Annotated in this window: 18 protein-coding genes; 5 read left to right on the top strand and 13 right to left on the bottom strand. The window is 46.3% G+C overall.

Annotation, left to right across the window (positions count from 1 at the left end; all coding sequences use genetic code 11):
* Positions 1-89 precede the first annotated feature (89 nt).
* Positions 90-1,049, top strand: a complete 960-nt coding sequence (locus AC1DP6_RS13560) for a ligand-gated ion channel (RefSeq protein WP_477055318.1) — start codon at positions 90-92, stop codon at positions 1,047-1,049.
* On the opposite strand, the gene AC1DP6_RS13555 is transcribed toward AC1DP6_RS13560, so the two are convergent.
* Positions 1,046-1,687 (bottom strand): hypothetical protein, encoded by a 642-nt coding sequence (locus tag AC1DP6_RS13555; RefSeq protein WP_477055317.1) that lies wholly within the window; start codon positions 1,685-1,687, stop codon positions 1,046-1,048. The two genes, AC1DP6_RS13560 and AC1DP6_RS13555, sit on opposite strands and share 4 nt — an antisense overlap.
* A gap of 236 nt (positions 1,688-1,923) precedes the next feature.
* Complete coding sequence (locus AC1DP6_RS13550; RefSeq protein ID WP_477055316.1) at positions 1,924-2,835, bottom strand: sterol desaturase family protein; 912 nt, start codon at positions 2,833-2,835, stop codon at positions 1,924-1,926.
* Between the two features lie 359 nt (positions 2,836-3,194).
* Here AC1DP6_RS13550 and AC1DP6_RS13545 point away from each other — a divergent pair, with 359 nt between their 5' ends.
* Positions 3,195-3,953 carry a ferritin-like domain-containing protein gene (locus tag AC1DP6_RS13545; RefSeq protein WP_477055315.1) on the top strand — a complete coding sequence of 253 codons (759 nt, stop codon included), beginning with the start codon at positions 3,195-3,197 and terminating at the stop codon, positions 3,951-3,953.
* Here AC1DP6_RS13545 and AC1DP6_RS13540 read toward each other — a convergent pair whose 3' ends face one another.
* Together AC1DP6_RS13540 and AC1DP6_RS13535 are read right to left on the bottom strand one after the other, a co-directional pair.
* Positions 3,954-4,637, bottom strand: coding sequence for a GNAT family N-acetyltransferase (locus AC1DP6_RS13540; RefSeq protein ID WP_477055314.1), 684 nt, complete (start codon positions 4,635-4,637; stop codon positions 3,954-3,956).
* A gap of 77 nt (positions 4,638-4,714) precedes the next feature.
* The gene (locus AC1DP6_RS13535) at positions 4,715-6,988 is read right to left on the bottom strand and encodes an ATP-binding cassette domain-containing protein (protein ID WP_477055313.1); all 2,274 of its coding nucleotides are present in this window, start codon (positions 6,986-6,988) and stop codon (positions 4,715-4,717) included.
* Between the two features lie 64 nt (positions 6,989-7,052).
* Between AC1DP6_RS13535 and AC1DP6_RS13530 the strand changes: the two genes are divergently transcribed.
* Together AC1DP6_RS13530 and AC1DP6_RS13525 are read left to right on the top strand one after the other, a co-directional pair.
* Positions 7,053-7,484 carry a MarR family winged helix-turn-helix transcriptional regulator gene (locus AC1DP6_RS13530; RefSeq protein WP_477024861.1) on the top strand — a complete coding sequence of 144 codons (432 nt, stop codon included), beginning with the start codon at positions 7,053-7,055 and terminating at the stop codon, positions 7,482-7,484.
* 174 nt (positions 7,485-7,658) lie between these two features.
* Entirely contained in the window at positions 7,659-8,417 is a 759-nt protein-coding gene (locus AC1DP6_RS13525) for an SDR family NAD(P)-dependent oxidoreductase (RefSeq protein WP_477055312.1), read from the top strand.
* A gap of 75 nt (positions 8,418-8,492) precedes the next feature.
* Here AC1DP6_RS13525 and AC1DP6_RS13520 read toward each other — a convergent pair whose 3' ends face one another.
* Together AC1DP6_RS13520 and AC1DP6_RS13515 are read right to left on the bottom strand one after the other, a co-directional pair.
* Positions 8,493-9,023: a GNAT family N-acetyltransferase gene (locus AC1DP6_RS13520; RefSeq protein ID WP_477055311.1), complete on the bottom strand. Its 531-nt coding sequence runs from the start codon at positions 9,021-9,023 to the stop codon at positions 8,493-8,495.
* Between the two features lie 280 nt (positions 9,024-9,303).
* Entirely contained in the window at positions 9,304-10,134 is an 831-nt protein-coding gene (locus tag AC1DP6_RS13515) for a 3-keto-disaccharide hydrolase (protein ID WP_477055310.1), read from the bottom strand.
* Between the two features lie 111 nt (positions 10,135-10,245).
* Here AC1DP6_RS13515 and AC1DP6_RS13510 point away from each other — a divergent pair, with 111 nt between their 5' ends.
* On the top strand, positions 10,246-12,156 hold the full coding sequence (locus AC1DP6_RS13510; protein ID WP_477055309.1) for a hypothetical protein: 1,911 nt from the start codon (positions 10,246-10,248) through the stop codon (positions 12,154-12,156).
* Between the two features lie 82 nt (positions 12,157-12,238).
* Here the strand turns inward: AC1DP6_RS13510 and AC1DP6_RS13505 are convergent, their stop codons facing one another.
* The 7 genes from AC1DP6_RS13505 to AC1DP6_RS13475 are packed head-to-tail and all read right to left on the bottom strand — an operon-like array spanning position 12,239 to position 26,648.
* On the bottom strand, positions 12,239-13,657 hold the full coding sequence (locus AC1DP6_RS13505; protein ID WP_477055308.1) for an ATP-binding protein: 1,419 nt from the start codon (positions 13,655-13,657) through the stop codon (positions 12,239-12,241).
* Between the two features lie 21 nt (positions 13,658-13,678).
* Positions 13,679-14,863, bottom strand: coding sequence for an eCIS core domain-containing protein (locus AC1DP6_RS13500; protein WP_477055307.1), 1,185 nt, complete (start codon positions 14,861-14,863; stop codon positions 13,679-13,681).
* 7 nt (positions 14,864-14,870) lie between these two features.
* Positions 14,871-15,398: a hypothetical protein gene (locus AC1DP6_RS13495; RefSeq protein ID WP_477055306.1), complete on the bottom strand. Its 528-nt coding sequence runs from the start codon at positions 15,396-15,398 to the stop codon at positions 14,871-14,873.
* A 5-nt stretch (positions 15,399-15,403) separates the two neighbouring features.
* The gene (locus AC1DP6_RS13490) at positions 15,404-19,984 is read right to left on the bottom strand and encodes an eCIS core domain-containing protein (RefSeq protein ID WP_477055305.1); all 4,581 of its coding nucleotides are present in this window, start codon (positions 19,982-19,984) and stop codon (positions 15,404-15,406) included.
* A 37-nt stretch (positions 19,985-20,021) separates the two neighbouring features.
* A complete protein-coding gene (locus AC1DP6_RS13485; RefSeq protein WP_477055304.1) occupies positions 20,022-21,386 on the bottom strand; it encodes a contractile injection system tape measure protein in 1,365 nt (454 codons plus the stop codon).
* On the bottom strand, positions 21,379-23,343 hold the full coding sequence (locus AC1DP6_RS13480) for a hypothetical protein (protein WP_477055303.1): 1,965 nt from the start codon (positions 23,341-23,343) through the stop codon (positions 21,379-21,381). Before AC1DP6_RS13480 ends, AC1DP6_RS13485 begins: the two co-directional genes overlap by 8 nt.
* Before the next feature lie 11 nt (positions 23,344-23,354).
* Positions 23,355-26,648: a hypothetical protein gene (locus tag AC1DP6_RS13475; RefSeq protein WP_477055302.1), complete on the bottom strand. Its 3,294-nt coding sequence runs from the start codon at positions 26,646-26,648 to the stop codon at positions 23,355-23,357.
* Positions 26,649-26,655: the final 7 nt, after the last annotated feature.

The raw sequence follows: 26,655 nt of genomic DNA, 5'->3' as shown, positions 1-26,655 counted from the left end.
TTGAAGGACCTGGCAGGGCTAACGTAATTTGCGTTATCTTTATCCGGAATGCAAATGGCTGATTGCTCATCTCTCTAAAAAATAAATAAATGAAAAAAGCACTCCCGCTTTTGATTTGTTTCATTTTATCTGTTACCCTTTCCCAGGCACAGTATGCTCCTCCTGACACCGTTAAAACCGGTTTATACATTACCAGCATACATGATATTGATTTCAAACAAAGTGAATATACCATTAACCTCTGGCTGTGGTTAACTTATAAAAACAAACAATTCGACTTTATACAAAACCTGGAAATACCACAGGCAAAATCCTTTACCAAATCATTTTCCACGATAGACTCCAGCAATGGCCGTATTTATTTGCTGATGAAATTGCAATGCGTGATGAAGGATTCCTGGAGGATCAACAACTTTCCTTTTGACCGGCAGCGGCTGCGTTTTTCCATTGAAAACTCGCAGTATGATTCCCGGGCAATGGTATTTGTCGTTGACTCACTCGGAAAACAGTTTGATCCGCGTTTTACGCTGAGAGGCTGGAATATTGACAGCTTTAAAATGTCTACCGGCACCAAAGCCTATGAAACTGCTTTTGGTGACAGCAGTGTGGCGAAACCACATACGGAGTACAGTTCCTTTACCGTTAAAATAGGTATTGGCAGGGATGCCGGCCAACTGTTCTGGAAAATGTTCCTGGGCATGTATGTATCCTTCCTGATCGCCTATATCTGTTTTTATATCCACCCCGACAATATTGATTCCCGTTTTGGATTGGGGGTGGGCTCCTTGTTCGCAGCTATCGGAAATAAATATATCATTGACTCTTCACTGCCGGATTCTACCACCTTCACGCTGGTGGATACATTACACGGCATTACCCTGTTTTTCATCTTTGCCGTCATTACCTCTTCCGCATGGTCGCTGAAGCTGATCAAAGCTAATAAGCTCAGGGAAGCGCACAGAATGGATCTGATACTTGCGCAGGTGGTGTTGCTGGTATATGTGGGGTTGAATATTTATTTTATTACCAGGGCGAGTAGCGGTAGTTAAAACCTGCTCATCAATTCTTCAAACTCAATTTGCTCCGTGGTCATATGTCCCGGGCCTCCGTACTTTTTTAAATACTTCCATTTAGATTTGGCATCAATCACCCGGGGCTGTATTCTTTCACTTAACGCATGCACCGGGCGGCCAGTCAGGGAGGTAAAATCGGCTGCATAGATTTCAAACTGCTGACAGGGAAATCGCTTCTTTAACTGATCATCGTAGTCCCAGAGATACAGCACTTCACCGGCTTTATATTCAATGATAAACAAATCACCTTCATCTTCATATTCTTTGGCAACAGCTACCTGCAGGGCATTTACACGGGTTACCTGTATGCCGTTTTCCATGAGTAGCTGATTGAGCTGCGACCATCTTTTTTTTGATCGCCGGCGTTTCCTATACATCTCATAGGGGGCCAATAGAACAAACGAAAAACATAATACGGCCATTGTTCCAAACACGACTGCTGCAGTAGCTACCTCTATTAACAGGGCCATGTCCAGCAAAGCCGCTCCGGTAAGAAAAATAAAGATAAAATCGGATACCTTGAATCTCGATATCCGCCGCTTCATGTTTTTTCTTTTCAGCTTGTTTAACAAACGTATTTCATCAGCCAGGAGTGGCCTGTTAATCTGTTCCATGTAAAAAGTAAAATTGATCAGGTAAAGGATAACAACATGAAAAAAGGTTAGGTCATTTGAAAACGAAGATAGTTTATCGGGTTATGCCGGCATAGAACTTACGTCTTTTGATTACTTCATTTAGGTACGCTCTAAGTTGCACTGAAAAGGTAATAAATTTTGGGGATGAAATAAGGCTCCATGCGACCTGTCTGCAGCAGGAGGGAATTATACTTCCCTCCTGCTGCATGTTTTCATTAGCTTTCCAGGCAGGCGCCATTTTCCTCGGTTTCCAGTTGCCGCTGCAGGTCTTTGCTGGTTTGCGATTGACCGTCATGACTCCAGCCCGGGGCAAAAAACAGGTATTTCAACTTATCCGATAACGAATCCGCTTTCTTCATGTCCTGCGACAAGGCAATGAACTCATGGAAAATGATGTTTACTGGCCCTCTGTTCTCCAGATCTTTCACGAGGCCGTACCTTACCTTATCTTCCGGCAGCTCCTCCTGGAAGGTGCCAAAAATCCGATCCCAGAGGATCAGTAGCATTCCCATATTCTTATCGAGGTAACGGTAGTTGCTGGCATGGTGTACACGGTGGTGCGAAGGCGTAACGAAAATATATTCAATGACCGGATGTAGTTTACCGATGGTTTGCGTATGCACCAGGTTACCATAAATCTGGGTGACATAGTAGGCAATTAAAATATCGATGGCACTAAAACCCATCAAACTCAATGGCACAAAGAAGAACAACCGGTACATAGGTTCAAATACGCTGGAACGGAAGCCGGTGGTGAGATTAAAATGTTCTGAGGAGTGGTGAGTAACGTGTATCGCCCAAAACAGGCGTATATAGTGGCCGGTGGCATGCAGCAGCCAGTACAGGAAATCCTGCAACAGCACCAGTACTGTCCAGTAAAGAAATATGTTGGGAATAGTAAAGAGGTGATAGTGCCGGAAGCAATAATCCAGGAGCAGGTAGGTACCAGACTTCATGACCACGTTGACCAGGAAATTTACACTCATCAGGTAAATAGTCGTCAGCGTGTCTTTTGATTCGTAGTGTTTTTTGTCGTGTGCATAACTGAAATACGATTCGATCAAGCTTAAAATGATGATGGCGCCGAATAAATAGAAAATAACTGAATTTAAAGTTGTTTCTGTCATAGGTAATACTTTTCCAAAGGGATACCTTCCCAATTACAGGTTTCTTTTCGACAATAAGACGATTCCCGTGAATTAAACCCCTATAGTACTACTAAAAAACATTTCCTGCAAGGAAAATCCATCATAAAAGAAATTCCCCCTGCCAATGCAACAAATGACACCGTAAGACACAATCTGTTACGAAAAAAAAGAAATTATCTACCCAACTTCTCTTCTCTATCAAAAACTTTTTGGATTGAATATTTATTACTTACTTTGCAATACAAAGTACTTTTTAAACCTAAAAATGCAAGCCTGTCCGGGGTATTGTACCGGAGAAGGTATGTCTTCTCTTTTCATCACCCTTAAAATCCCTTATCATGAACCCAAGCGAAAAATGGATTGAACACTTCGCTTTCAGTGCACGGCAACAGCGGATAAACTGGCAACTAACACCCCATCTGTCGGCGGCAGAAAGAAAAACGATCCTGCGCTCCATGCAGGCCTGGCAATTGGGAGAAACCTCTGATGGGGCCAACCTCATACGTGCGGCCAGGAAATATGCTGCCAAAGGCAATGACCCGGACTATGTARCCGCCATTGAGCTTTTTATTAAAGAAGAGCAAAAGCATGGGAACAACTTAGGCAGATACCTGGATGCTATCGGGGAAAAAAGAATAAAGAAGGACTGGGGAGATACTTTATTCAGGAAAGTACGGCATTTCAATACCAGTATGGAAATATGGACGATTACCGTGATCGTGGTGGAAAGCACTGCGCAGATCTATTACCAGTCACTCAAAGATGCGACCCGTTGTTTGTTATTAAAACAGATCTGTACAGATATACTGATTGATGAAGCTTATCATATCCGGTTTCAGACAGAAAGGTTAGCTGACCTCTTTCAACAGAAAAGCAACAACAGTAGAATGATCTGCGCAGCTATTTACCGGGTCTTCTTTTTCATGACCACCTGTGTGGTATGGTTTGGGCACCGCAAATTATTTAAAGCCGGCGGCAATACATTTAAAGACTTTATGAATAAGATGAAATACAAGTACATCAAAATATTTCAACGGTCCATGCAGGTGGATTATAACAGCCCTACCTACCATGCATTTTTTCACAGCGGCAACTGATTATTTACGCACGCGCCGGAAAACGATTTCCCTGCGCGTTTCAAATCCCATATGCTCGTAAATACGAATGGCCCGCTCATTGGCCAGGGACACATGCAGGTAAGAAACAACACCGGCGGCGGCATGCTGCTGACAAAGGCGGTTAATCAGTCTTTGTGCATATCCACGCCCGCTGTAATCCTTATGCGTGCAGATGGCGCTTAACTCTGTGAATCCGTTAAGCCGCATACGTTCTCCCGCCATGGCTACCAGCTCACCTCCCTGCCTGATGCCATAATAAGTTCCCAGCAAACGGGTATCCTTGTTATAATATCCCGGTTGTAAACTATTGATCAGGTTATACATATCGGTGGCATCTGCCTCGCCGAGCAATGAAACGGGAATGCCTTCATCATCCATCATCGGCGGCATACTGCTCTCCAGTACCATTTGGGCACAAGGTAACTCATGCTCTACTACCCAACCGGGTGGTAAAGTGGGCAAATCGCCGATGATAAAAAAAGTTTCTCCTGTATTCATCCAGGGATCCAGTTCTTTTAAACGGTCTGATTGCGTATCATCAACGGCTACAAAAGGAACAATTCCGGGCTTGTATCTCTTAGCATGATCTGTTCCCTGCGCAAAATCTGCGTGCACACTGGTTAACGCACCCCAGGCGGGATTGTCTAATACGGTTTCCTTCATCCGGCTAATGTATGTTTTTTCATAAAATCTGTCGTTATTTTTTTGATGAAAGAGATATTTTTTAAGTGTCTTCTATGCTAACTATGATGGATATACTTTTTCAGAAATACACCGGTCAAGGATGCTTTTTCTTTCATCATATCTGCCGGCGTACCTTCAAAAACAACCGTACCTCCCTCCCGTCCTGCGCCCGGTCCCATATCAATGATCCAGTCGGCCTGACTGATGACATCGAGATTGTGTTCTATCACCATCACCGTGCTKCCACGGTCTACCAGCTTGTTCAGCAACACAATCAGGTGCCCCACGTCCGACAAATGCAACCCGGTAGTGGGTTCATCCAACACATAAATATTACCGGTATGTTCCAGTTCCGTAGCCAGTTTTATCCGTTGTCTTTCACCTCCGGATAAGGAGTCCAGTGGTTGTCCGAGCGACATATATCCGAGCCCTACTTCCTGCAAACGACGCAATATGGTCAGCACTTCTTCTTCCTGAAAAAACTGCATCGCTTCCGCCACATTTAACTGCAATACTTCATCAATAGCCTTGCCTCTGAATTTATAATGCAACACTTCCGGCGTAAATCGTCGCCCATGACATACTTCGCAGGTAGTTACAATATCATCCATAAATGCCAGGTCCAGAGAAGTTACGCCCAGTCCCTTACACGCCGGACAGGCGCCGGCTGAATTAAAACTGAAAAGCCCTGCGCTGACATGATTGCTTTTTGAGAAAAGATAGCGGATGATATCTGATATCCCGGTATACGTAGCCGGATTGGAGCGTATGGAGCCCGCCAGTGCGCCCTGGTTAATGCAGATGGTATCCGGATACAGGCGAGGAATCATGCCGTTAATCAGGCTGCTTTTACCTGATCCGGCCACGCCGGTGACCACTGTTAAAACACCTTTGGGAATATGTACGCTTACATTTTTCAGGTTATGCAACGTGGCATTGCGGATGGTTAAACTGTCTTTCCATGTTCTCACCACCGGTTTTACCGGTGTGGGTTTCCGGAGATATTTACCGGTAAGTGTACCCGATTTCAATAATCCTTTCACCGTGCCCTCGAACACAATTTCGCCGCCATTCTTTCCGGCCCCCGGCCCCATATCAATGATATGGTCTGCTTCCAGGATCACATCCGGATCATGCTCTACCACCAGCACGGTATTGCCTTTATCCCRCAATCGCTGCATCAGTACATTGAGCTGATGCACATCCCGGGCATGCAGTCCACTGCTGGGTTCATCAAAAATGTACAACATATCACTCAAACTGCTTCCCAGGTGACGCACCATCTTTACCCGCTGCGATTCACCACCAGATAAAGTAGAGGTTTCCCGGTTCAGGCTCAGGTACCCCAACCCTATTTCTGTTAAATGGGTGAGTCTTTCTATGATAGCAGCTACCATCGTTACGGCCTGCGTCGATTTGATCCGGGTGATTTCTTTTACCAGGTCGCTTACCTGTAAGGCTGCATAGTCTGCAATATTTTTACCATGGATTTCTGCACTCAGTATCTTTTTATTTAACCGTGCGCCTTTGCATTCCGGGCAAACGCCCTTTTTTACTACATGCTTAATCGCCTGCTGCAGGTTCTTCTTATTCTCCTCTGCTTCTTTACCGAGGAATCTTTTTGTAAACCGCGGAATAACGCCTTCATACTTTGCAGAAGGCCACCAACCAGACTTTGGATGCGGAGGTTTAATTTCTTCCTGGTATAACAGCAGCTCCCATTCTTCCTTCGTGTATTGCCCCAGCTTTTTATTATTATCGAAATAACCCGATAATACAAAACGTTTCCACAAGGCAGTACCTACGTCAAACGAAGGAAACAATATCGCCCCTTCATTCAATGATTTACTGCGGTCAAATAGTTTGTCCTCATCTATGGCGGTTACCGTACCCAGGCCATCACAAACAGGGCACATCCCTTCCGGGTGGTTAAAAGAAAATACGTTGGAGTAGCCGACAAATGGCTTCGCGATCCGGGAAAACAACAACCGCAGCAGCGAATATATATCCGTGATGGTGCCTACGGTAGAGCGGGCATTTCCTCTGATGGGCTTCTGGTCTACAATAATAGCGGGACTCAGGTTTTCCATCAGGTCGGCATCAGGTTGTCCGTAATGCGGCAAGCGGTGCCGGATAAAGCTGCTGAAGGTTTCGTTCAACTGCCGCTGTGCTTCCGCAGCAATGGTATCAAATACCAGTGAGGACTTTCCCGAACCAGACACACCGGTTAACACAGTGATCTGTTTCTTCGGAATATTTACATCAATGTTTTTCAGGTTATTTTCCCTGGCACCTTTAATGATGATCCCGTCATGTTTGCTACTGTTCATACACAGAAAAAATTAAATGGTTAACATAGTAAATGATTAACTTTGTTAACAAATAGCAATTATTATGCCCGGACAACCAGCTGAACAATTCGAGCAAGCCTATACAAATCTGCAATGCCTGATTATTGCGCAGGTAAACAAATTCAGTACGGAGCAGCTAACTGCCACACAATACCTCATCCTGGACTTTATTATACGTAGTGGAGAAACTGCCACAGGGCAGCTCGCAAAACAATTCAGAATTTCCCCACCAGCTATTTCCCGACAAATAAAAAAGCTGATGGAAGATGGATTGATTGTACAAAAGCGGGATACAGCAGACCGGCGTATTTACTTCAATGCAGTAACGCCTAAAGCCGTAAAACTGGTGAGCCAGGCCAAAAAACTCCGGAAAACGATGTCGCTCCAGCTGCAGCAAATCCTGTCTGACAGCGATCGTAAAACCTTTATACGGCTATGTAACCTGATTACAGAAAAAATAAAGCTGGAAGAATAAATTTATTCATGCAGACTTTTTATATATCTTATTGAAACGTTAAACCATTGCCACCCCTAACACAAATGCTGTACCTTTGCCATACAAAAAAACAAACCCACCTATTTACCTCCCGCAGCCACTGTAATGCGTTACAGCTCAATATTTGTATTGAGTTACTTTAAAATATAAAATATGAAACGACTGGAGAACAAGGTTGCCCTGATCACGGGCGGCGCAGGAAGCATCGGACAAACAACAGCTAAATTATTTATCGAAGAAGGTGCTAAAGTAATATTGGTAGACCTCGATGAGGCCTCCTTAAAGAAAGTAACAGCAGCATTAGGAAGCAATGCAGCCTATGTAGCTGCCAACGTAACCATTGCTGCCGATGTAGAAAGATATGCAAAGGAGGCCGTGCAAAAATTCGGTAAGATTGACATTTTCTTTAACAATGCAGGTATAGAAGGTGTAGTAAAACCTATTATAGATTTCCCGGAAGAAGTATTTGACAAAGTGATAGCTGTAAACGTAAAAGGCGTTTTCCTGGGCTGTAAATATGTACTGCCGCAAATGAATGATGGTGGTAGCATGATCATCACCTCTTCTGTAGCAGGGTTAACGGCATCACCTAACTTTGTTGCCTATACGACCAGTAAACATGCCACCTTAGGCATTATGAAAACGGCCGCACTGGAAGCCGCTCCGAGAAAGATCCGGGTGAACTCCATACATCCGTCACCGGTAGATAACAGGATGATGCGTTCTATCGAAGAAGGATATGAACCTGGCAAAGGTGCAGATGTGCAGAAAGCTTTTGCAGCCAGCATTCCATTGGGCAGATATGCCGATCCGCTTGAAATCAGCAAACTCGTATTGTTCCTTGGCTCTGACGATAGTCAGTTTATTACCGGTGCACAGTATGTGATTGATGGCGGCCAAACCACAAAATAAAGATAGTTTTATAGCCGATCCAATGATGCAAGCGACTTCCCCTAAAAAGGAAGTCGCTTTGTTATGGTCATTATTTTATTCAATTCCAAATTCTGGTGCATATACGACTACGCCGGAAATAGTATCCAACGCACCTGGTATTAATTCCAATGCCATAAAATTATTGTCTGGCACTTCCATCGGCGCTTTTATATTCCATTTAACCGCCGGCCGGAATCCAAATTTTGGATAATAATGTTCATGACCTAATACAACCACCGCTTTATAACCCATATCCGTGGCTACTTCCAATCCCCTCTGGATCAACAATGCACCAATACCCTGGTTTTGATATGCGGGCAATACTGCTACCGGCGCCATTGCCAGCACACCGGAAATCAACCCCTTACCGGAGTTAACAGGCAAGTCAGTAAACAGGATATGTCCTACTATTTTATTGTCCCGTTCTGCTACCAGTGAAAGCCCGGGAATAAAGGCGGTACCTGTCCGTAGCCGATCTACCAGAATCGCTTCTTCTTCCCGTTTAAATGCGGCGGCTTCTACTTCAAAAACTGTTTTTACGTCTGTGATATTTTCAGGACGTATATGAATGGAGAATGATGACATGATGCTAAAATTGTGATATTTATATACGCTTAAACGCAACCATATTAATGATGGTTCAGATTTCCCAGCGTACACTATTAAATAAAAAAGGTAAACCCTTCCAGTCTGTTGGAAAGGAGGAAGCCGTGAAACCGGCGATGTGAAGATATTTTAGACAATAGCCATCTTACAAAGATAGAAAAAAACGGGAATAAAAAAAGACCGGCCAGTTGCCGGTCTTTAAAATGTATTGGGTTATGCTGGTAATGTCTGCCTTGGGTTCTTTGTCATAGCCTATTACTTACGGCTTCTTAGCCGGCGCCAGGTTCTTTATTTCTATCCTCCTGAAATCCACCGGCTGACCTTCGCTCTGCAATGCAATAAACCCTTCAGACAATAACTTTCCATCAATCTTAATGGCAGGATCATAGTTATTGACTACGCCACCACCAATCTGTGGTTTGGAATATTGCAATACGGTATCTCCGTTGATAATATGTGTGATCAGGGAATCTCCCAGCACAATCAATTCTCCACGTACCCACTGTTCCCCTTCATAGGTTTTGGAAGTAGACTCCAGGCAATGCTGCGGCTCCAGTTGCCCTTTGTACACCACATTGGTGCCCGGCGAGCACATGTTACCGGTAGGTCTGGGCTTACCGTCTCCCAAACCGGCCAGCAACTGCATTTCTATGGAAATAGGCCAGTCCTGCTCTTTGGGCATGGTCCGGGGATCCTGCGAATGAAACATCACACCGCTGTTCAGCAGGGTATATTCCGGCGCGGTAGGGCACCATTTCCCTACAAACCGGTATTCAAATTTCAAATGATAATATGAAAAAGGTTGCTTGTAATACAGATGGCCAAACTGTTCATTAAAATCGCCATACTGGTCATAGCGCACTTTAATGATGCTATCCTCTACCCGGAAAGTATTCCCAAAATTATCACCCACTTCATGATGATGAATTTTCACAATCCAGTCGTTGATATCCTTGCCGTTAAAAAGGGATATCCATCCCGTATTCTTATCTTGTACGGAATCACCGTGCTTAGGAGTATGGGCACAGGACATGCAGCCGGCAGACAGCGTTAGTATCAACATCAAACGGGAAAAACAGTACTTCATCATATAAATATGCAGTTATGGGTGTAAATCAGCGTACAAAATAACTTTTTAATACAAAGAATGAAAGGGTTTATTTATTCCTATATTTGAAACCGTTCAAACTGGAATATATTGATGAATAAGCTGGTATTATTAACTGCCCTGTGTTTGTTATCCTTAAAAACCTATGCCCAGGATATCAATGAAAATTTACGTAGACAACATTTATCCGTACGCGGTGCTATTACCACCAAAGACTGGATACTCCGGGGACCAGTAAAATCCCTGAAGGAATGTACTTACGGGTACGCCGCCAATGGCCAGAAAGAAACCACCTTCTACTGCAACAATACCGATTATAGCACCGCCGGGATGCTATTAAAACAGAGCTACTACAGCAACAAAGAAAAAAACACCACAGACAGCAGGTATTTTTATTCCAACAATCACCTGGACAGCATCACCGGATTTCAGAAAAAAGTATATCATTATGATGATCATGACAAGCTGGAGAAAATCAGTACTTATGGTTACTATGATGAAAACAGGAATACCGTTGTCATGGAGGAAATATTCGGCTATGATAAAAAAGGGATGATTGTTCAAAACACACAGACCTCCATACCTGATAAAGCAGTCACCAATTTCACTTACGCCTATCGTAAAACCGGGGAGTTAACGGAACAGCATATCGTGAGTGAGGGAAACGACATCTTGTATGTGAACGAATTTGATACAAAAGGACAAGCCTACAAAACCAAAATTATACAGGCAAAATCACCGGACAATAATAGTTTCAGCAGTATTGAGCTGAATCAGCAGGGAGATATCTCCGCGATGACCAGCAGCGGAAAAAATACCGCCACGGTGCGTACTTACCAGTACGAATACGATGCACCCGGCAACTGGCTAAAACAAACCGTTACCGAAAACGGTAAATTGAAATTCAGCATTGTCCGCATCATCACCTATTATCCAAAAGGCAACGGCGATACGATTACTACCGCCTCTCCCGATATGCCGGTGGTAAAGCCCCCGTTGATGCCGGCTGAAGTAGTCGATTCTTTTATAACGGCACTGGATCAACGTCAATACAATCGTGCTTATAACTATTGTACCGGTGGCCGTTGGGGTACACCGGCACAGTTTTCCAGCATTAATATGTATGGCGGCATCACCGCTGCCAGGATACTGAAAACCCAGCCGGCTCCCCTGTCGATCGGGCAAAACGATATTAACATAGAAGCTACCGTATATGTAGAAGATCCTGCCAATGGCAGTGGCACCTTTGTACAACAGTTCCAGTTGCGGAAAAAAGATAACGTCTGGAAAATTGCCGGCATCAAATTAATCAGCAGCACCCGCCCATCGGACAACTGGAGCCTGAACGTACCTACCCAGCCTGATCTGACCAAGGCACAGGTGATTCGCCTGGCGAAGGCCGTATATGATACCGTTTCCCTGGAAGCGGCAGTTGGCGTTGGGACAGAAAAAATGAACCGTGAGCTGGATACACTACGCTTTTTCAAAGATGACAAGATGCTGTACTGCGTAGCTGTATTTGCTATCCAGGGGCCTCAGTACGGTGCTTCTGTCGGCTGGTGCGACATCCTGCTCTTCGCCAAATCTGGCGATAAATGGCAGCTGCAAACATTTTTATTAAACGCCGGCGGTGGCGGCATGTATGGCTACTCCGGTCACTTCAGCAAGTTATTGCGCATGGGTGATGAACATGTGGCGATTATACTCGAGGGAGGACTTACCCATATGGGAGATAATGTATCCTGGTCCGATATAGTGGCTTTTCATCAGGGAAAACTGCAGCCCCTCTTCCATATCACCACAGATTATGCATACGAGGATGGTAGTGATAGCAGCCATAGCAGGTGCTTCGAAATTAAATTCCGCTTTGAACGAAATAGCAAAAAAGTATATGATCTCCTGCTGGAGAAATATCGTTGCGATAACAAAGGGCCCGTAAAGAAAGCCACGGTACCTTACGCCAACGGGTATACGTTGCCCGAGCCTTTTAATGAAACGTTCTGATATCAACTGCGACAGTAGGGAATTCCCCCTACTGCCGCAATGCTATTATTAAATAGCCAGCAGCTACGTATACCTGTTCCCGTTAAACCGACTTCCCATTTTTATAATACTCATGCTGTATTCCTTCCAGCAGGTCCTGCGTATCTATGGGCCTGTCTTCCGATAATGCACGGATAGAGGCAGCCTGCACAATGTTGAGAATAGATGCGCCCGTCAGTTCATATTTCCTGGCGAAGTCCTGCAGACTGATATCTTCACTCCAGGGGATATCTGCCGGCATGGTATTATTCCACAGCACCAGGCTTTCTTGTTCATTAGGTGGGTTGAAAGGCACCACTGTCTGGAACCGGCGGATAAAGGCCTGGTCCATATTATTACGGAAGTTGGTCGCCAGGATCACCAATCCGGGATGCTCCTCAATTTTTTGCAGGAGATAAGATACTTCCTGGTTAGCGAAACGATCGTGCGCAGATTGTACGTTGGTACGCTTACCGAATAATGCATCTGCCTCATCAAAAAACAGGATCCAGTCTTCTGCCCTATCAAATATCTGCTGGAGGTTTTTCTCTGTTTCCCCGATATATTTTGATACAACCAGGGACAGGTCGATCCGGTATACATCCAGTCCGAACTGCTTTCCGAGCAAACTGGCCGTCAACGTTTTCCCGGTTCCCGGAGGGCCATAGAACAGGGCACGGTAGCCAGGCTTGGTCCTTCTGCCCAGGTTGGCATCCGACGCTATGCGGCCATGATATTTCAGCCAGTGCCGGATCATTTTCAGTTCACGATCTGTTTGCCGGGAGATGACAATATCATTCCATTCCATTTTTGTTTCCAGCAAAGTGGCCGGGAAATTAGAGCCAAAAGAAGGCCGCCATTTTCTGCCGGTAAGGAATTCCGCCAGTCTTGATTGAGAAAGTAATAACCGACCACTCATTTCAGGTTCTCCTTCCCGCATGTCTTCCAGCGTGATGATGCCCGTCTGGAAAATGGTGGGGCGTTCTACCGCCGCGCCGTTTATTTTCCCGCCATACACTTCTCCTTTCAACCAGGAGGAATAATGCAGGCGCATATCCATGTTCATCCCCGCGAGCAGGAAAAGGGCCGTTTCTCCCGTAGGAATGATCCCGCGGTAGTTGCCCCCTTTCACCCCGCCAAACTCCGGGAAATCGCCTCCTTTAGGCATGTACTGCCTGATCAGGGACGTGAAGAGATCCGGATGCGCATGTGGAGAGATAGCCAGCATCAGCGTAATATATTCTTCCACAGAAAGATGATTATCTATCACATATCTCGCCAGTGGAGAGTCGTCGTCTGTTAATTCAAATGGCGGCTGCACAAAATCCGCCTGTTTACCGAAGTAATGATCCAGTCTTGCTGCGGCCACTTTCAGCAACACCGACATCGATGCCGCCAGGAAAGACTGCCCGATGACACCGGGTACCGCGGTTTCTTCTGTTTCCTCCGACGTGGAGATGGTTTCTTTTTTCTTCCAATACATAATATTAATTTTTCAGGGTCATCAGGGTTTGCAGGCAGCATCTTTTGTGCCTGTACAATCCACTGCTTTTTCGTTGGCAGCATCCAGCTTAGCCATATACTCCGCTACTTTTTCGTTGTATTTTTCGCCCGCTTCTACAAATTTGTCAACGGATTGCCCTACGGCTCCGCCAAAGGATGGCACCTTATGTTTGGCCAGGTAACTGAATACAAAAGAGCCATGACTACCTTCATGAAAACGCAGCGTAGTATGACCAGTTTTCTTATCCTTTTTGGTAGTACCGCGTCCATAGACAGAGGTAGACTTAGGATCAGCCCCTGGCTTATAGGTGGTTTGAATCGTAATTTCCAGGGTAGCGGATCCTACGATTTTAGATATCTTATCATTTTTAGATTCGTAAGACGGGCCTCCTGCCACGTAGGAGGTACGGGTCATCGCAGATTTTCCCGGCGGCACCTCTCCTATGATATCCGGTAATATGATTACTTTCACTTTACCCACTTGTCCGGATGCACTCAGCACGTGACCAGCGGTGTCTTTGTCTGTTTTCATTTTCTTAGGTACGGGAGTAGATATTTCCGGTACATCTTTCTTTTGTACGATGCTGAGTTGCTGCCCCTGTTGCTGTACCACATGCGTTAGTTCATGTGCCAGCAGCCATTTGCCCTCCCGGGTACCGGGGTTATATTTTCCTTTATTGAAATAAATTTCACCTCCATAAGTAAATGCCTGCGCCTGTAGTTGTGCTGCGGCGGTCTGTGCTTCCGTGCCGGTGTGAATACGCACCTTACCAAAATCATAACCGAAGCTACCGGACATCTCTGCGGCAGTACCGGTGGGCAGCGTATTGCCGCCGCCTTTGGGCACCACACCGGATGGTGCATGTGCATTCCCTACTGCTTTAGGCGCGGATGCAGCACTACCTTCTTTTTTAGTGGCGATGCCTACCTGGTCATCACGCTGATCCATGTTATGGGTATCTATAGAAGCGCGTTGTATCACCTTATCGGCCATTTGATCGGCTTCCTGTTCCTGTGGATCACCGGGAGTGCTGACGGTTAGTTTGGCTTGTGGCTTTGCACCTGGCGGAAAAAACTGTGCATTTGCTTCTGCCGTTTCATGCGATGGCTCCGCCTGGAAGAATTGCTGCGCCGGCCTTCCTTCTCCTTTGTTCTTTTTTCGGCGCAGTTGTTTTTTTACAGCCATGGTATTATTATTTAGAGAGATGTTGAATTTCTTTTTTCACGAAATAATCGGTCGTGATTCCCATGTCCTCGYGCATAGCCAGCAGCAACCGTTGCCATGCGGCCACTGATGCGGCTGCATGTACACCATCTGTTGCCGCAGCCTGTTGCAGTTCGCGGAATGCTTTGATTACTTTAGCAGATGCGATCAAGCCCAACTGAACTTCAAATTCCTGAAAATCGAGGTTTACTTTCTCCTGTTGCTCCGCAGCCAGTTCATCTACTACAGACTGCCAGGCATCCAGGCATTTTTCGTATAGGTCTGCCCGATAGGTGAATTGTTTTCCCATCATAATTTTATCACTATGATTGCTGATGGCATTACTGAGGATGAAGGTGCAAATAATACCCACTGCTGCAAAGATGATCACCATGGCCCGCGTACCAGGTTCCAGGCCCAGCTGCTCCTGCCTTAAGAGCAAGTATCCCTGCCATACCACCCAGATCATCACCGTAAGTGTAAGCAATGCCAATAACATTTGAATGAAGCTTCTCATAGATTTTATGTTGTATATAGTTTTACATATGCTGGAGCCAGTATCAGATTTAGCTTATCCCGTTCTCTTTTACTGAATACAAACTTACCGTTCAGTTTATACTCAATGAGCGACTGGTAAGTGGCAAATCTTACACCTTTACGGTCCTTCATGATCTTAACAATCGCCTTGGCCCAGTCCGCTGTCATGTTGTCAATTCCTTTCTCTATTTTTTTGGCGTTTCCACAATCCAGGTATACAGGATCCTTCGTCCGTTCGGTTAAATAATAGGATTCAGGTCGCTGATCGACTTTATTATCTATCGTTTTACTTACTATTTTCGTTTGTTTCAAGGTAGCAGGATCCACAAATAATGCTGTACAACTAAGGGAGGATGGCACATTCCGCTCATCCTTTCTAATGGAAAGTATCTCTTTCAAATCCTCTCCGGGAGGTATTTTGGCGGCTTCTGCTGCCGACCATGGAGCCGGTGTCGTCAGGCTATAACTGGGTTTCACCAGGTAGTCCACCATTAGACCGCTTTCCACGGCTTTTTTAACATTTTGCTCTACCATGTCACGATGAGTAGCATTTGCCTTTCCGGTCAACGGAGTCAGGTTTCTGTAGTCATCCCCGCTTCCTCCCACTTGTTGATTTAACAAATGCCCGAGTATATAGTATGGACCGCTATCTTTCCTACGGCGTTTCATATTTTTATATGACGCAGGAGCCATACCCTGATTCGGTTCAGTGCCCACCAGCTTGCTCTTCTTCGTCAGTTTTTTCGTATGCATTTCCGTACCGAATTGGGTCGTTGCGTTAAGGGCGCCAAACGTCAGTTCCGGATCAATAAATCCGACGATGTCTTTCTTGAACAACGGTCCCATTATAACGCTTAGTTGATCCATCAGTGCCCTGATCTCTTTTTCTTTGTCTTCCGCTGTATATTTAGGTGTTTCTTTCTTCTTTTCAACTGCCGTAATCTGTGCATATTTATTTTTTGCTTTGTCCTTCCTGGCCTGCATTTTCTTTCCTTCCGGACTGCGTGGTTTATCAACTACAATGGCAGCCAGCCAATTGTCAAACTTCATGGGGGTACTCTGTACCATCAGCTGCGCACTTTGTTCCGAACCGGCAAAAGAGATGGTATGCATTTCTCCGTCTTCGGCTTTAAACTCCTTACGAAGTCCCAGCCATCCCAGCACTTTATTCAATGCGGCCTTTCCTGCTTTAAGGATCGTATCTATCACGCTGAGCGCACCATTGATCAGCCAGTCTATGGCATCATCTACCTTTTTACGGCCAGCGGTTACGATATCTTTGATCTTATCTCCTACAGGTCCGATAATGACTTCTACCGAAAATCCTATTACCACAGGTACAGCCTTGGCCAGCACTTCTTCAAAAGCTATCTGTGCGTGCTCCAGTTTTCCGCCAATGATTTCTGCCAGGTTATCCATGGCCTGGTTCGCCAGGTTGAGCATTTTGTTTACATAGGCAATACCTGTCTTCATGGTATCATACACCAGGATAAGGGTATTGATGGTAGCGCCTATGCCCAGCGGATCAGCGCTGGTAGCCAGGCGCTTCATAATTTCTGCAGATATTTTTTCTGACACCCAGCTAACAATGCCGCTGATAACCATATCCGTGAGGTCGTCCAGTTTTGCTTTGGCTTTGCGGAGCAGTCCTTCTGCGCCTTCCTTTATCCAAACAGTCACCCATTCCAGGGCGCCTGTCAACACATCCTGCATTTTCCGCATTTTGGCTACACGCTCCTTGCCTATCTTAGGATTCTCTTCCATCCGTTTGTATACATTCTCCATGTTGATGCCGAAAAGATCCAGCACATATCCCAATATATTCCGGAGACTAAAATCAGATGGCGGCGCTACTGCTACGGCTCCTTTCACTTCACCAAACAACCATTCCAGCGCGCCGTGCAGCATGTGTGTACCAAGATTATCATAGAAGCGGACAAAGCCTCCTTTGATCACGTTCCATACATTCTTCAGGAATTCTCCCGGTTTTTTGATGATGTCGGAGAAGTTGTGCGCAGCTTTGGCAATCACGGCGGTGACGAGCGTTGGATCGATGCCAATTAAACTCAGGAGATTGCGGAAGAACGTCCAGAGTCCCCGGGCCAGTTTACCATCCACGAACACCTGTTGTATCACGGTAAGCGCTGCAGCTTTGATCTGCGGCCACTTTTCTTTCAGGTCTATGAATTCGGCAATGACTGGTATCTTTTTCAGGATCACTTCCGTGAGCCAGTCCATGACAGGATCTTTGATACACTTCGGTACCAGAGCAAAAGGCCCGAGGATGAAGTCTCCCAAAAAGTCCAGCACATTACCTGCTACCGCCACCAGCTTCAGGAGCATATCTATTACGCGCTGCATAAATGCGCGCACGTCTTCCATGCCGGCATAAATACGTTCAAAGATCCACACGACTTTATCTTCCGCCCAATCCTTGATACTGTCGATAGCTTTAGGGACCCAGCTCACCAGCGAATACACCGGGCTGAGATATTCATTGCTCTGCAGCCCACTGAAGAAGCTACTTACGTTAACGGCTATATTATTTACTTTTTCCAATACCCATTGGCCCGCGGCAATGATGGTTACTTTAATCCGGTCGATCGATTTGTTAAGGGCCGGCAGTAATACATCCCGCAGGGTCATTTGTTTGTTGGCCACCGCATCATCATCATTACCCATGGCAGTAGCTGTATCTGCTACACTGTCCAGCCACTTGGTGGCGTCGTCCTGCAACTTGCGGATAGCATCCATATTAATCATGGCGCCGATCCCGCTGATCACGCTCTGTATTGGTTCTATCACCGGGCGTAGCTGTGTTTTAATAAACTGCCACGCTTCGTTTAATTTAGCAGATACAAAGTCCATGAAACCACCTTCATCGGAACTGTTGATACCCAGTTTTTTACAGATCCAGGCCCAGGCATCGCGGTAGGGTTGAATGATGATGGCATCAAATTTATTCCAGATCCATCTGCCAAAATCTTTGATGCGGTCCCACACTTTGCCAGCAAAGGCGGTGACCTTGTCGAGAGCGGGTGCCATATAGGTATCCCAGATCTTATTCAGCCATTGTCGCAGTGGCTCAATGGCTTCCATCAGCCGGTCCCATACAGCACCGGCAATGGCTTTCACCACCACAGAGAGCAGGTTCAATGCAGCAAACAACGGCTTACAATCACCTTTGGAAAGCCCATCGAGGATAACCGGGAGCTGATTTTTAAGATGGATAAATATCTGGATGATGAGCATAAACTGCTCATCTGAAAACCCTAATCCATTGAAGAGTTCCCGGAAAAGGCCAAACAATGCGCCTTTGATATAACCAAAAACACCTTGTGTTTTTACCTCTTTATAGAACTCGTAGATATCTGCCGGTAAATGCGATTGCAATACAGATTCAGCGCCATTGAGCAGCATATCTGTCCAGGAGGTTTCTTTTTCTTCCCCTTTCTCTTCATCACGTTGCACGGTTTTAGCAGCGCCCTGTTGGACAGTATGCGTAAGTTCATGTGCCAACAGGAAACGCCCATTGGTCGATTCCGGCTGGTACTTGTTTTCTCCGAAATAAATATGATGCTGGTACGCAAATGCCTGTGCCCCGATCTCCTGGCTCAGCGAAGCGGCTTCTGTGCCGGTATGAATACGCACTGCGCTGAAATCGGCCTGGAATGCACTTTCCATGTTTTTCCGCACCGGTTCGGCCAGTGGAGTTCCGGACTCACTTGTTTTGAGGCGGGCAGAAAAACTATCGCTGGTATGGAAACTACCATCGCCGGCACGTTGTAATCCTTTTACAGGTTTGGTGAGTACCTCTTCACCCTCCTCCTCACTCCGTTGAATATTATTATTGCCATTACCTTCCGGGCGACTGCCACCACCACCGGTAAATGATAGTTGCGGCATGCGCAATACTTTTTCGGCCATCCGGTCGGCTTCTATTTCCTGTGGATCATCGGGGCTGCCTACTTTCAGACTGGCCTGCACCGGCATGGGAACTGTGGTGGTAGTATCGTCTGGCTTGGCATGCAGCTGCTCTGCGCCTTCACAATCTGCACATTTTGCCTGTACAGTTTCTTCTTCCTCAGCAGAACGTTGTACGGGCGCTTCCTCTTCTGTACTTTTTGCCTGCACGGAGGTTTCTTCTTCCGATGTGGTGCGTTTTATTTCTTCTTCCTGTTCACAGTCTTTGCATTTTGCCTGCACCGATGCCTCTTCTTCCGATGCAGTGCGTTTTATTTCTTCTTCCTGTTCACAGTCTTTGCATTTCGCCTGCACGGGTGCTTCCTCTTCTGATACAGTGCGTTTAATTTCTTCTTCCTGTTCGCAGTCTTTGCATTTTGCCTGCACGGACGCGGCTTCGGCCGACCTGCTAATTCCAGGTATAAATAAGGATTGAATATCCGGCATGGCTGCTTCTGTATCCATTTCCCGGGAAATAGTAGCGGCAAAAAAAGGTGGTGCCTGTTGGGACGCACGCCGCTGCGGCGACTCTTCTTTCCGGAAAAGTTTACCTGCTTTGAGGCCTGCCTTGGGAGGCGCGTTATGGACACCGCTTTCGCTCATGGAGTCATTTCAGGGTAAATCAATATATAGCTGCAGCTTACCACTGCACGTATAATATTTGTGGCATCCAGGCATATTTCACCATCGATACCTTGTTAATGAGAATATCTTCCGTCCGGGTATTTACGGTCAACATCCAGGCGCCATCGTTGCGGCGTGACAGCTGTCCTTCTCTTTGCAGGAAAGCAGTACTGAACCAGGCGGTAGAAAATTTCCGGTCTTTGCGCCATGCTTCCATGTAGGCTGTCAGCATTTCTTCTGCTGCCTGCTTCGCTGCGTCATCTGGCGCCAGTACCGGATCTACGGGCATATGCAGGGGCCAGTCGCAGAGCAGTTTATTCAACAGCCAGTCTTCTTCTCCTCCGATGGCGGCATTGCCGTAACAGATATAATGTAGCAACAGGATGGCCCGTTGCTGTGCGGTTGCATCAATAAATTGCCGGTCCACCACATAACCTAACGTTCTGAAAAGGCGGCCACATTCCATCCAGAGTAATACCAGTCCTGCATTTTCGATTTGCAGTCCCCGTTGCAGCTGCGCAGCCAGCGACATGGCAACTACTGCCGGAGAAGCAGCTGAAGTAACAGGAGGATTAACAGCGTTAGTACGGGAGGAAGTGCCTGTATTTTCTTTGTTGGTCACCGTTGGAACAAAAAGCGGCCGTTCATTTCCCAACAGCATGTGTTGAAAAAATACCGGCCACTGCTCCGCAATTGGCAATAAGTTGTTGGGTAAAACTGTGGCAGTATCCGAAACAGCGGCGTTACCTTGAGCCGCAGTGGCGTACGAAATCGGTTTACCTGTCCTTGCAGATTCCTGCTCCATCAGCCCCTTCAGGGTGGCTTCGTTGCAGGAAAATGTACGTATGAAAAATTGCTTCATACCAACAGCCCCCAGCAAATAATATAATCGCGTCCATACAATCGGATCTTCCCTACCCACATTTTTCAACAGCGTTTCCAGCTCTGGCTGTTCCTTGCCGGGTAATGCTTTTATTTCCTCCTGCAATGCGGTGATCATATCCGCACCATTGTAAAAAGCACGGATCCCATATTTTAAAAAGAACAGGCGAAGTGCAGTCGTGTATTCACTACCGTTAGTCAGGATAATATTTTCCGGCTGTTGCTTTGCCAGCTGTTCTTTGATGGCAATAGACAGCTGTGATAATAATTGTTCATGAAAACCGGTATCATCGATGCAATCCAGCGAAACAGAAATGGTTGGAATCTCTATATATTCCGTTTCACCAACCAACCCATCCAGCATGGCCGACAGCTGCCGGATAAAATCTGCTGTATGCAAACGGTAGCCCAGTTGCTGTTGCAATTGAGCAGCCAGCAATGGTTGGGAGGCATTAACCTGCACTTCCATCCGTCCGATGATATGTTGTTGATCACCCACGATTTATTGGCTGCGGGTTCAGGGTGTAATAATCAATACTCGTAACCGGGCAACAGTCAAATCGGTATGGCAAAAAGAAATCAGCCACAACGGTGTATTCTTTTATTTCCGCCCGGTCTGTTTTGCTGCACTCATTCAGTTCTATCTGTTCATCGTTGTTGGTGAAGACCAATACCAGTGTTTGTCCCTGTTGCAATGCAGGCCGATGCTCCAGCCCGGGCAGGTATTGCAGCTGCGCGATCGTGGTGGCACTGTTAATCATCACGGCAATCACATCTACACAGAGATTGTACTCCAGCAGGTATTTCCCCAGATCAAAACCTTCGAGATAAAAGGTTTTGCTATCACCATTTAAAGCAATAGCTTTTCCCATATGTCCTTCCACCCGCAACCAGTGCATGGATTCAAAGTTGAAAGCCAGTGGCATCAATACTTCCGGCCGGGAGCTGTAGCTATCGTTGATCACATCAGTAGAAGATTTATCTTCATCACCCAAATATGCATTGTACGACAATAAGGTATCTGTACGCCGCAACACAGTGGTTTCATAATCCCAGAACTGGTGCACAGAATAAACGCTGTTGCTGTCCAGCGGGTAATAATAAGGAATAGCCGTTTTACCTAACGGGCCCGCATTACTACGTGTAGGCGTTAACTTTATAGGAAGATTTCTAAACTCATCATTGTCATCGGGATTAACGAGCGACTCCCAGTAGTCTGTTGAATCCAGTTTATCCTCTATCGCCTGGTTGGTGTAGGCCAGGGCTTTATCCAGTTGTAAAAAGGGAAGATCGAAAGTACGTATCATCACCATCATGCGCCAGTGCATACAACGTACTTCCCGGATAGCCGCATCTCTTTCTGCGATGATGGCCAGGTCGCGGAATATCAGGGGCTGGTAGGTAGTGCGGCCGCCGAGAACAGGTCCCAGCAATACCACTAAACCTTTGCTGTCCTGTGCCGTGAGATCTGTACAGGTGCATTTGCCACGGTAGCCATTCAGTTTTAGCACCAGTTCGTTATAAGCCGTAGTCAGATCTCGTAACCAGTCGTACACGTATTGAATGTAATAGAGATGTAATCCTTCTTCATAAAAAGCATTCAGTTTAAGCACAAGGATCTTCCGGTACAACTCCAGCGTAGCTGCGCCCTTATGAGAAAGCAGCGGACCAAAGAGGTCATGCAATAATTTTAATGCATCGCGGAATTCCTGCATATAATCGTCGATGATACCTTTGTATTCAAAGAAGATCTGCTCGTAGGTAGTCACCGTCTGGAAAGGTGGTTGCAGGTTACTTTCCTTTAAACCTATTGCCGGGTTAACAATCGCCAGTTTCCGGTAACCGAAGCGGGGAATGGTTAACAGCGGCAATTGCAATACGGGGCGCAGAAAGGAATCTACTGCGGCAATATCAATATCATCTGGCGAAAATGCTTTAGAAAAAAGCGACTGGTCATCGTCTTCTTTCGGTGCTTCTATACCTACTGCCCTTGCCATGGCATTGCGGGTAACGAGTATCCAGTATAAATCAGGGCCCGACTCTTCACTACCGGGGAGTGCCAATAATAAAATAATCTTATCCCTGTTAAGATTCCGTTCCGGAATATCATCGGGATGCTGTTGCTTCAGGGAGTCAACGGTATCTGGTGCTGCACCGTCTGCTGCCAGTTGCAGGAACTCCATATGTTTCGGATCCAGCTTATCCAGCTTCAGGTAAGCGAGCATAAACTGACTTACCGCCTGACTGTTATTGGTGGTCGTCTCCCCATTATCATTCCCTGCGGGCAGGGGCTTTACGTAATACCGGAACTTCTTTTGCGGCGTATGTAATATTGTACCATCAGGGAGTATCACGGTACCTTCTGTTACTTCAATAGAGCAGTCTGTATTTACGTGTACTTCAAGACCGCAAACTACGCCGTTGCCGGCAAAACAGGTATCAATAGCTTCTTTCATGAATCGGGTTGTTAGAAATAATGAATCTGATTTTCCTTCCAGTTATTCATCAGCGTTACCAATGCATCATTGGCTTCAGCGAGACCCGGCTGTTGCTTTGTGCAAAGCCGTTTTATCCATTCGTTATAGGTGGCCTCAAATGCCAGCATATCTGTTCTGCTTAACAACACATACCGTACGGAAAGATGCGCGGGCATTTCACGGCGAAGCGTTTGCATAAACACTTCCAGCCGGTCACTATCCTTAAAGCGATCTGCCCAGTCCGGCAATGCGATGGTGATCCAGAAGGAGTATGGATCTAACAGTGTCACATCTTCCGGACAACAGATCATAGGGGTTAACAACTGTGTAAAAGTGGTATTACGCGGCCGTAAAAGAATATGTTCCAGCAGGTGAAAACTGTCGTCATTGCAGTTCCCGGAGGCCAGGCCCCTGAGATATTCCAATCGTTTTGCAGCCCCTTCACGACCTGGTGTAGGTTCCAGCATCAGCGCATTTTTAATAGTGCGTGAAGCGGGCGGTATATTCAGCCAGAAGCCAACCACATTCTCCTCCACGATATCGTAGGCGCTGCCATCACCAGCCCTGTTGAGGAAATCGAGTCTTGCTTTTTTAGCCTGTTCAAAACTCCTGAATCGTTCAACGCTCACCAGCAAACGTGCACCACCAGCACCTTGTGGCCGGATATAAAACACATACTCTGTTTCAGCACTGGTATTTCCGAGGTTGTCCGTTTCGCCTACACCTACTTCAAATACGGGCTCGCAGGTGATGGTGTGCCTGGTAGCATCAGACATGCCCAGGATAGCGCATACTCTTTTACGAACACCTTCTACGTTATCTGTTTTCCAATAACGCAACTCATCTTTTTCAAACTGGTATATAAAGCCGCTGCCGCGTTTGGCTCCTAATGCAGGCACCTGTTGCAGGAAGCGTTGTTTATCTGCAATACTTTCCGGCAGCCCTTCATCGATAGCCCATGCATCTCCATCAGAGAGCGGCATTTCGATGCGGTACAACTGAAGTGCATAGTCGGTGAACTGTTCCCCGAAGCGCGCCAGCATATGATCCAGCAGGCGGTTATGGTAAATTTGCTGATCGGTATCACTACCTTCTGTGAGCTGCTTCAATGCGGTGATGTAAGCGTTTTGGTTATCGGCTTTAAACGCCTCCCATTCCGGATTTGGGTCTACTTTATTGAGGGTGGATTCCACTACCTGCGCTCCTTTATAATCCAGCAATAATTCTTTTATGCCGGGGATGTTGTACAATGCCTGATACATGGTGGCATCATCACCTTTAACAGACAGAAAAGTTTTTACACTGGAAAGCTGAGTCAGATAGTTAGCTAGCAGCTGGTCATAGAAAAAAAGATATCCCTTCAACTGTTTGGCCTGCGCCTGGCGAAGTTCTGGTTGCTTTTTAGAAATCCCGGTATTACCGATTTTATAGGTACGCGGGAAATCTTCCTGTACACTGGTAAAGTCCGTCAGATCGGTCAGCACACGACCATCCGGCACCGGCAGATCCTGTTGCTGTTCCCGGTTTATTTTGGTGGTACTGTCCGGGTGTACATCCAGGTATTCTTTCAGCCGGAGCATGTCTACCTGCACTTCTTTGTAATGGGAGATGACCGCAAAAGACGAACAATCAATGCTGAGAGCAGGGAGACATTTGCAGTCTAACTCAATACACCATTTTTCGGCACTCACCTCTTCATCACGATCTTTGCAGAGGTACATATCCAGTCTTTCGATCTGCACCACACCTGTTACTGCGGCTATAATCTGGTAAAGATCGGAACGGTATACCGTTTGCCGGGGCTGTGCCTGCAGCAGTTCAGCTTCATCAATAAAGCCATGCTGCAGCAAAGGTCCTTTATACACGGGGTCTGCGTTATAATATTTTTTTGCCTGAATGAACACATCGCTGTAATAATCATCCATGGCAACCGGATCCCATACCCCTGTTACGGCGGCTTTGAAGGCGGCATCTCCGGTGATACGTTTATGCAATAAACTTTGCAGGGCAGTTGTCAAATCATCCGGAAGCTGTGCCGCTTGTAATGCGTCTATTACCGCAGCGTCTACCTCAAACTGTGCATAGCGATACATCATTTCTTCCAGGCTGTAGAAACGGATAACGGGAGATAAATAATGTGCTACGGCACGATATACGTTGGCCAGCACCTCCCATTTATCAGCGGCAGGATCCAGCTCCAACGCCAGGTCCAGCCCCAACCCCACCGTTTCCGAAATATGCACGTCCGGATGAAAATCTTCGCTGAGATTGCGTACGTGATGCAGTCTTTTTTTAGCTTCTGCAATGATATCCGCTTCCTCTCCTTCAAACCCTTCTTCCAGTCGCAGTGTAACACTATAGATGCCTTGTGGCAGGAAGAGGTTATAATCTGCCGGCTGATCTTTTTCGGGCAATTCACCGATACGCAAACTACCTGCGAAATAAAGGCATAATAAAGGATCAAAGTAGAAGAATGCCTGCAGCTCCTTGATGTTATCTATCAATGCAATCAGATCGCTCAAGCCGTTGAATCCGCCCATATCGCTGCGCAGTGCGGCCAGCCAGTTGATTAAGGAATTGAAGTCGTCTGCAGGATCTAATGGAACATCCAGGGTGAGCAGGTAGCTTTCCACAAAGAATAATGATTCATCGTAGTAATTTGCTGCCATGTAGAGCAGCATCACTTTTTTGAATCCTTCATCGGGATTAGCTTTCAGCAGCATATCCAGTAGTTCCTTCCGGAACTTTTGTCGGGCGGCTTCTTTTTCTTTATCACTGATGCAGCTATTGAAAGCTTTCAGGAGTTCCGTATTGATAGTATCTATCTTCGGTAATGTGATCGTTCCTCCAACCATATCGAAATAGGGCTGCAATTGTGCCGTGGCGTATCCATCCAGGAAACCATCCGGCCAGAAGAAGCGCACTTCGGCTTCTTCCAGTTGCTGCACCCAGGCATTTTGTACACCGGGCATATCGATCAGCATCTTCCGCAGATCCAGCGCGGTTACCGGGGCACAGGGCAGTATCTGGGCTGCGGTGTAAAATGAATCATTGTTGGGCACTGCAAACAGGTCGGCCGGCGACATATTGCTTCTATACCCCAGATCCGTGATCGCATAACAAAGTATCTCGAGGATGGTAATACCCGGATCGTGCAAATTATAATCTGTCCAGATATCTGAAGCGAGATTTTCGATATGCCGGATCCCTTCCCGGCGCAGCAATTGCCAGTCCATGGAAGGTGGATACAACGGATCTTTAGGTATGATGAGAGAAGTACTCATACGTTAA

It is taken from the genome of Chitinophaga sp. 01L420 (genome assembly GCF_056399985.1).
This window is presented reverse-complemented; position numbering and strand designations above follow the sequence as displayed.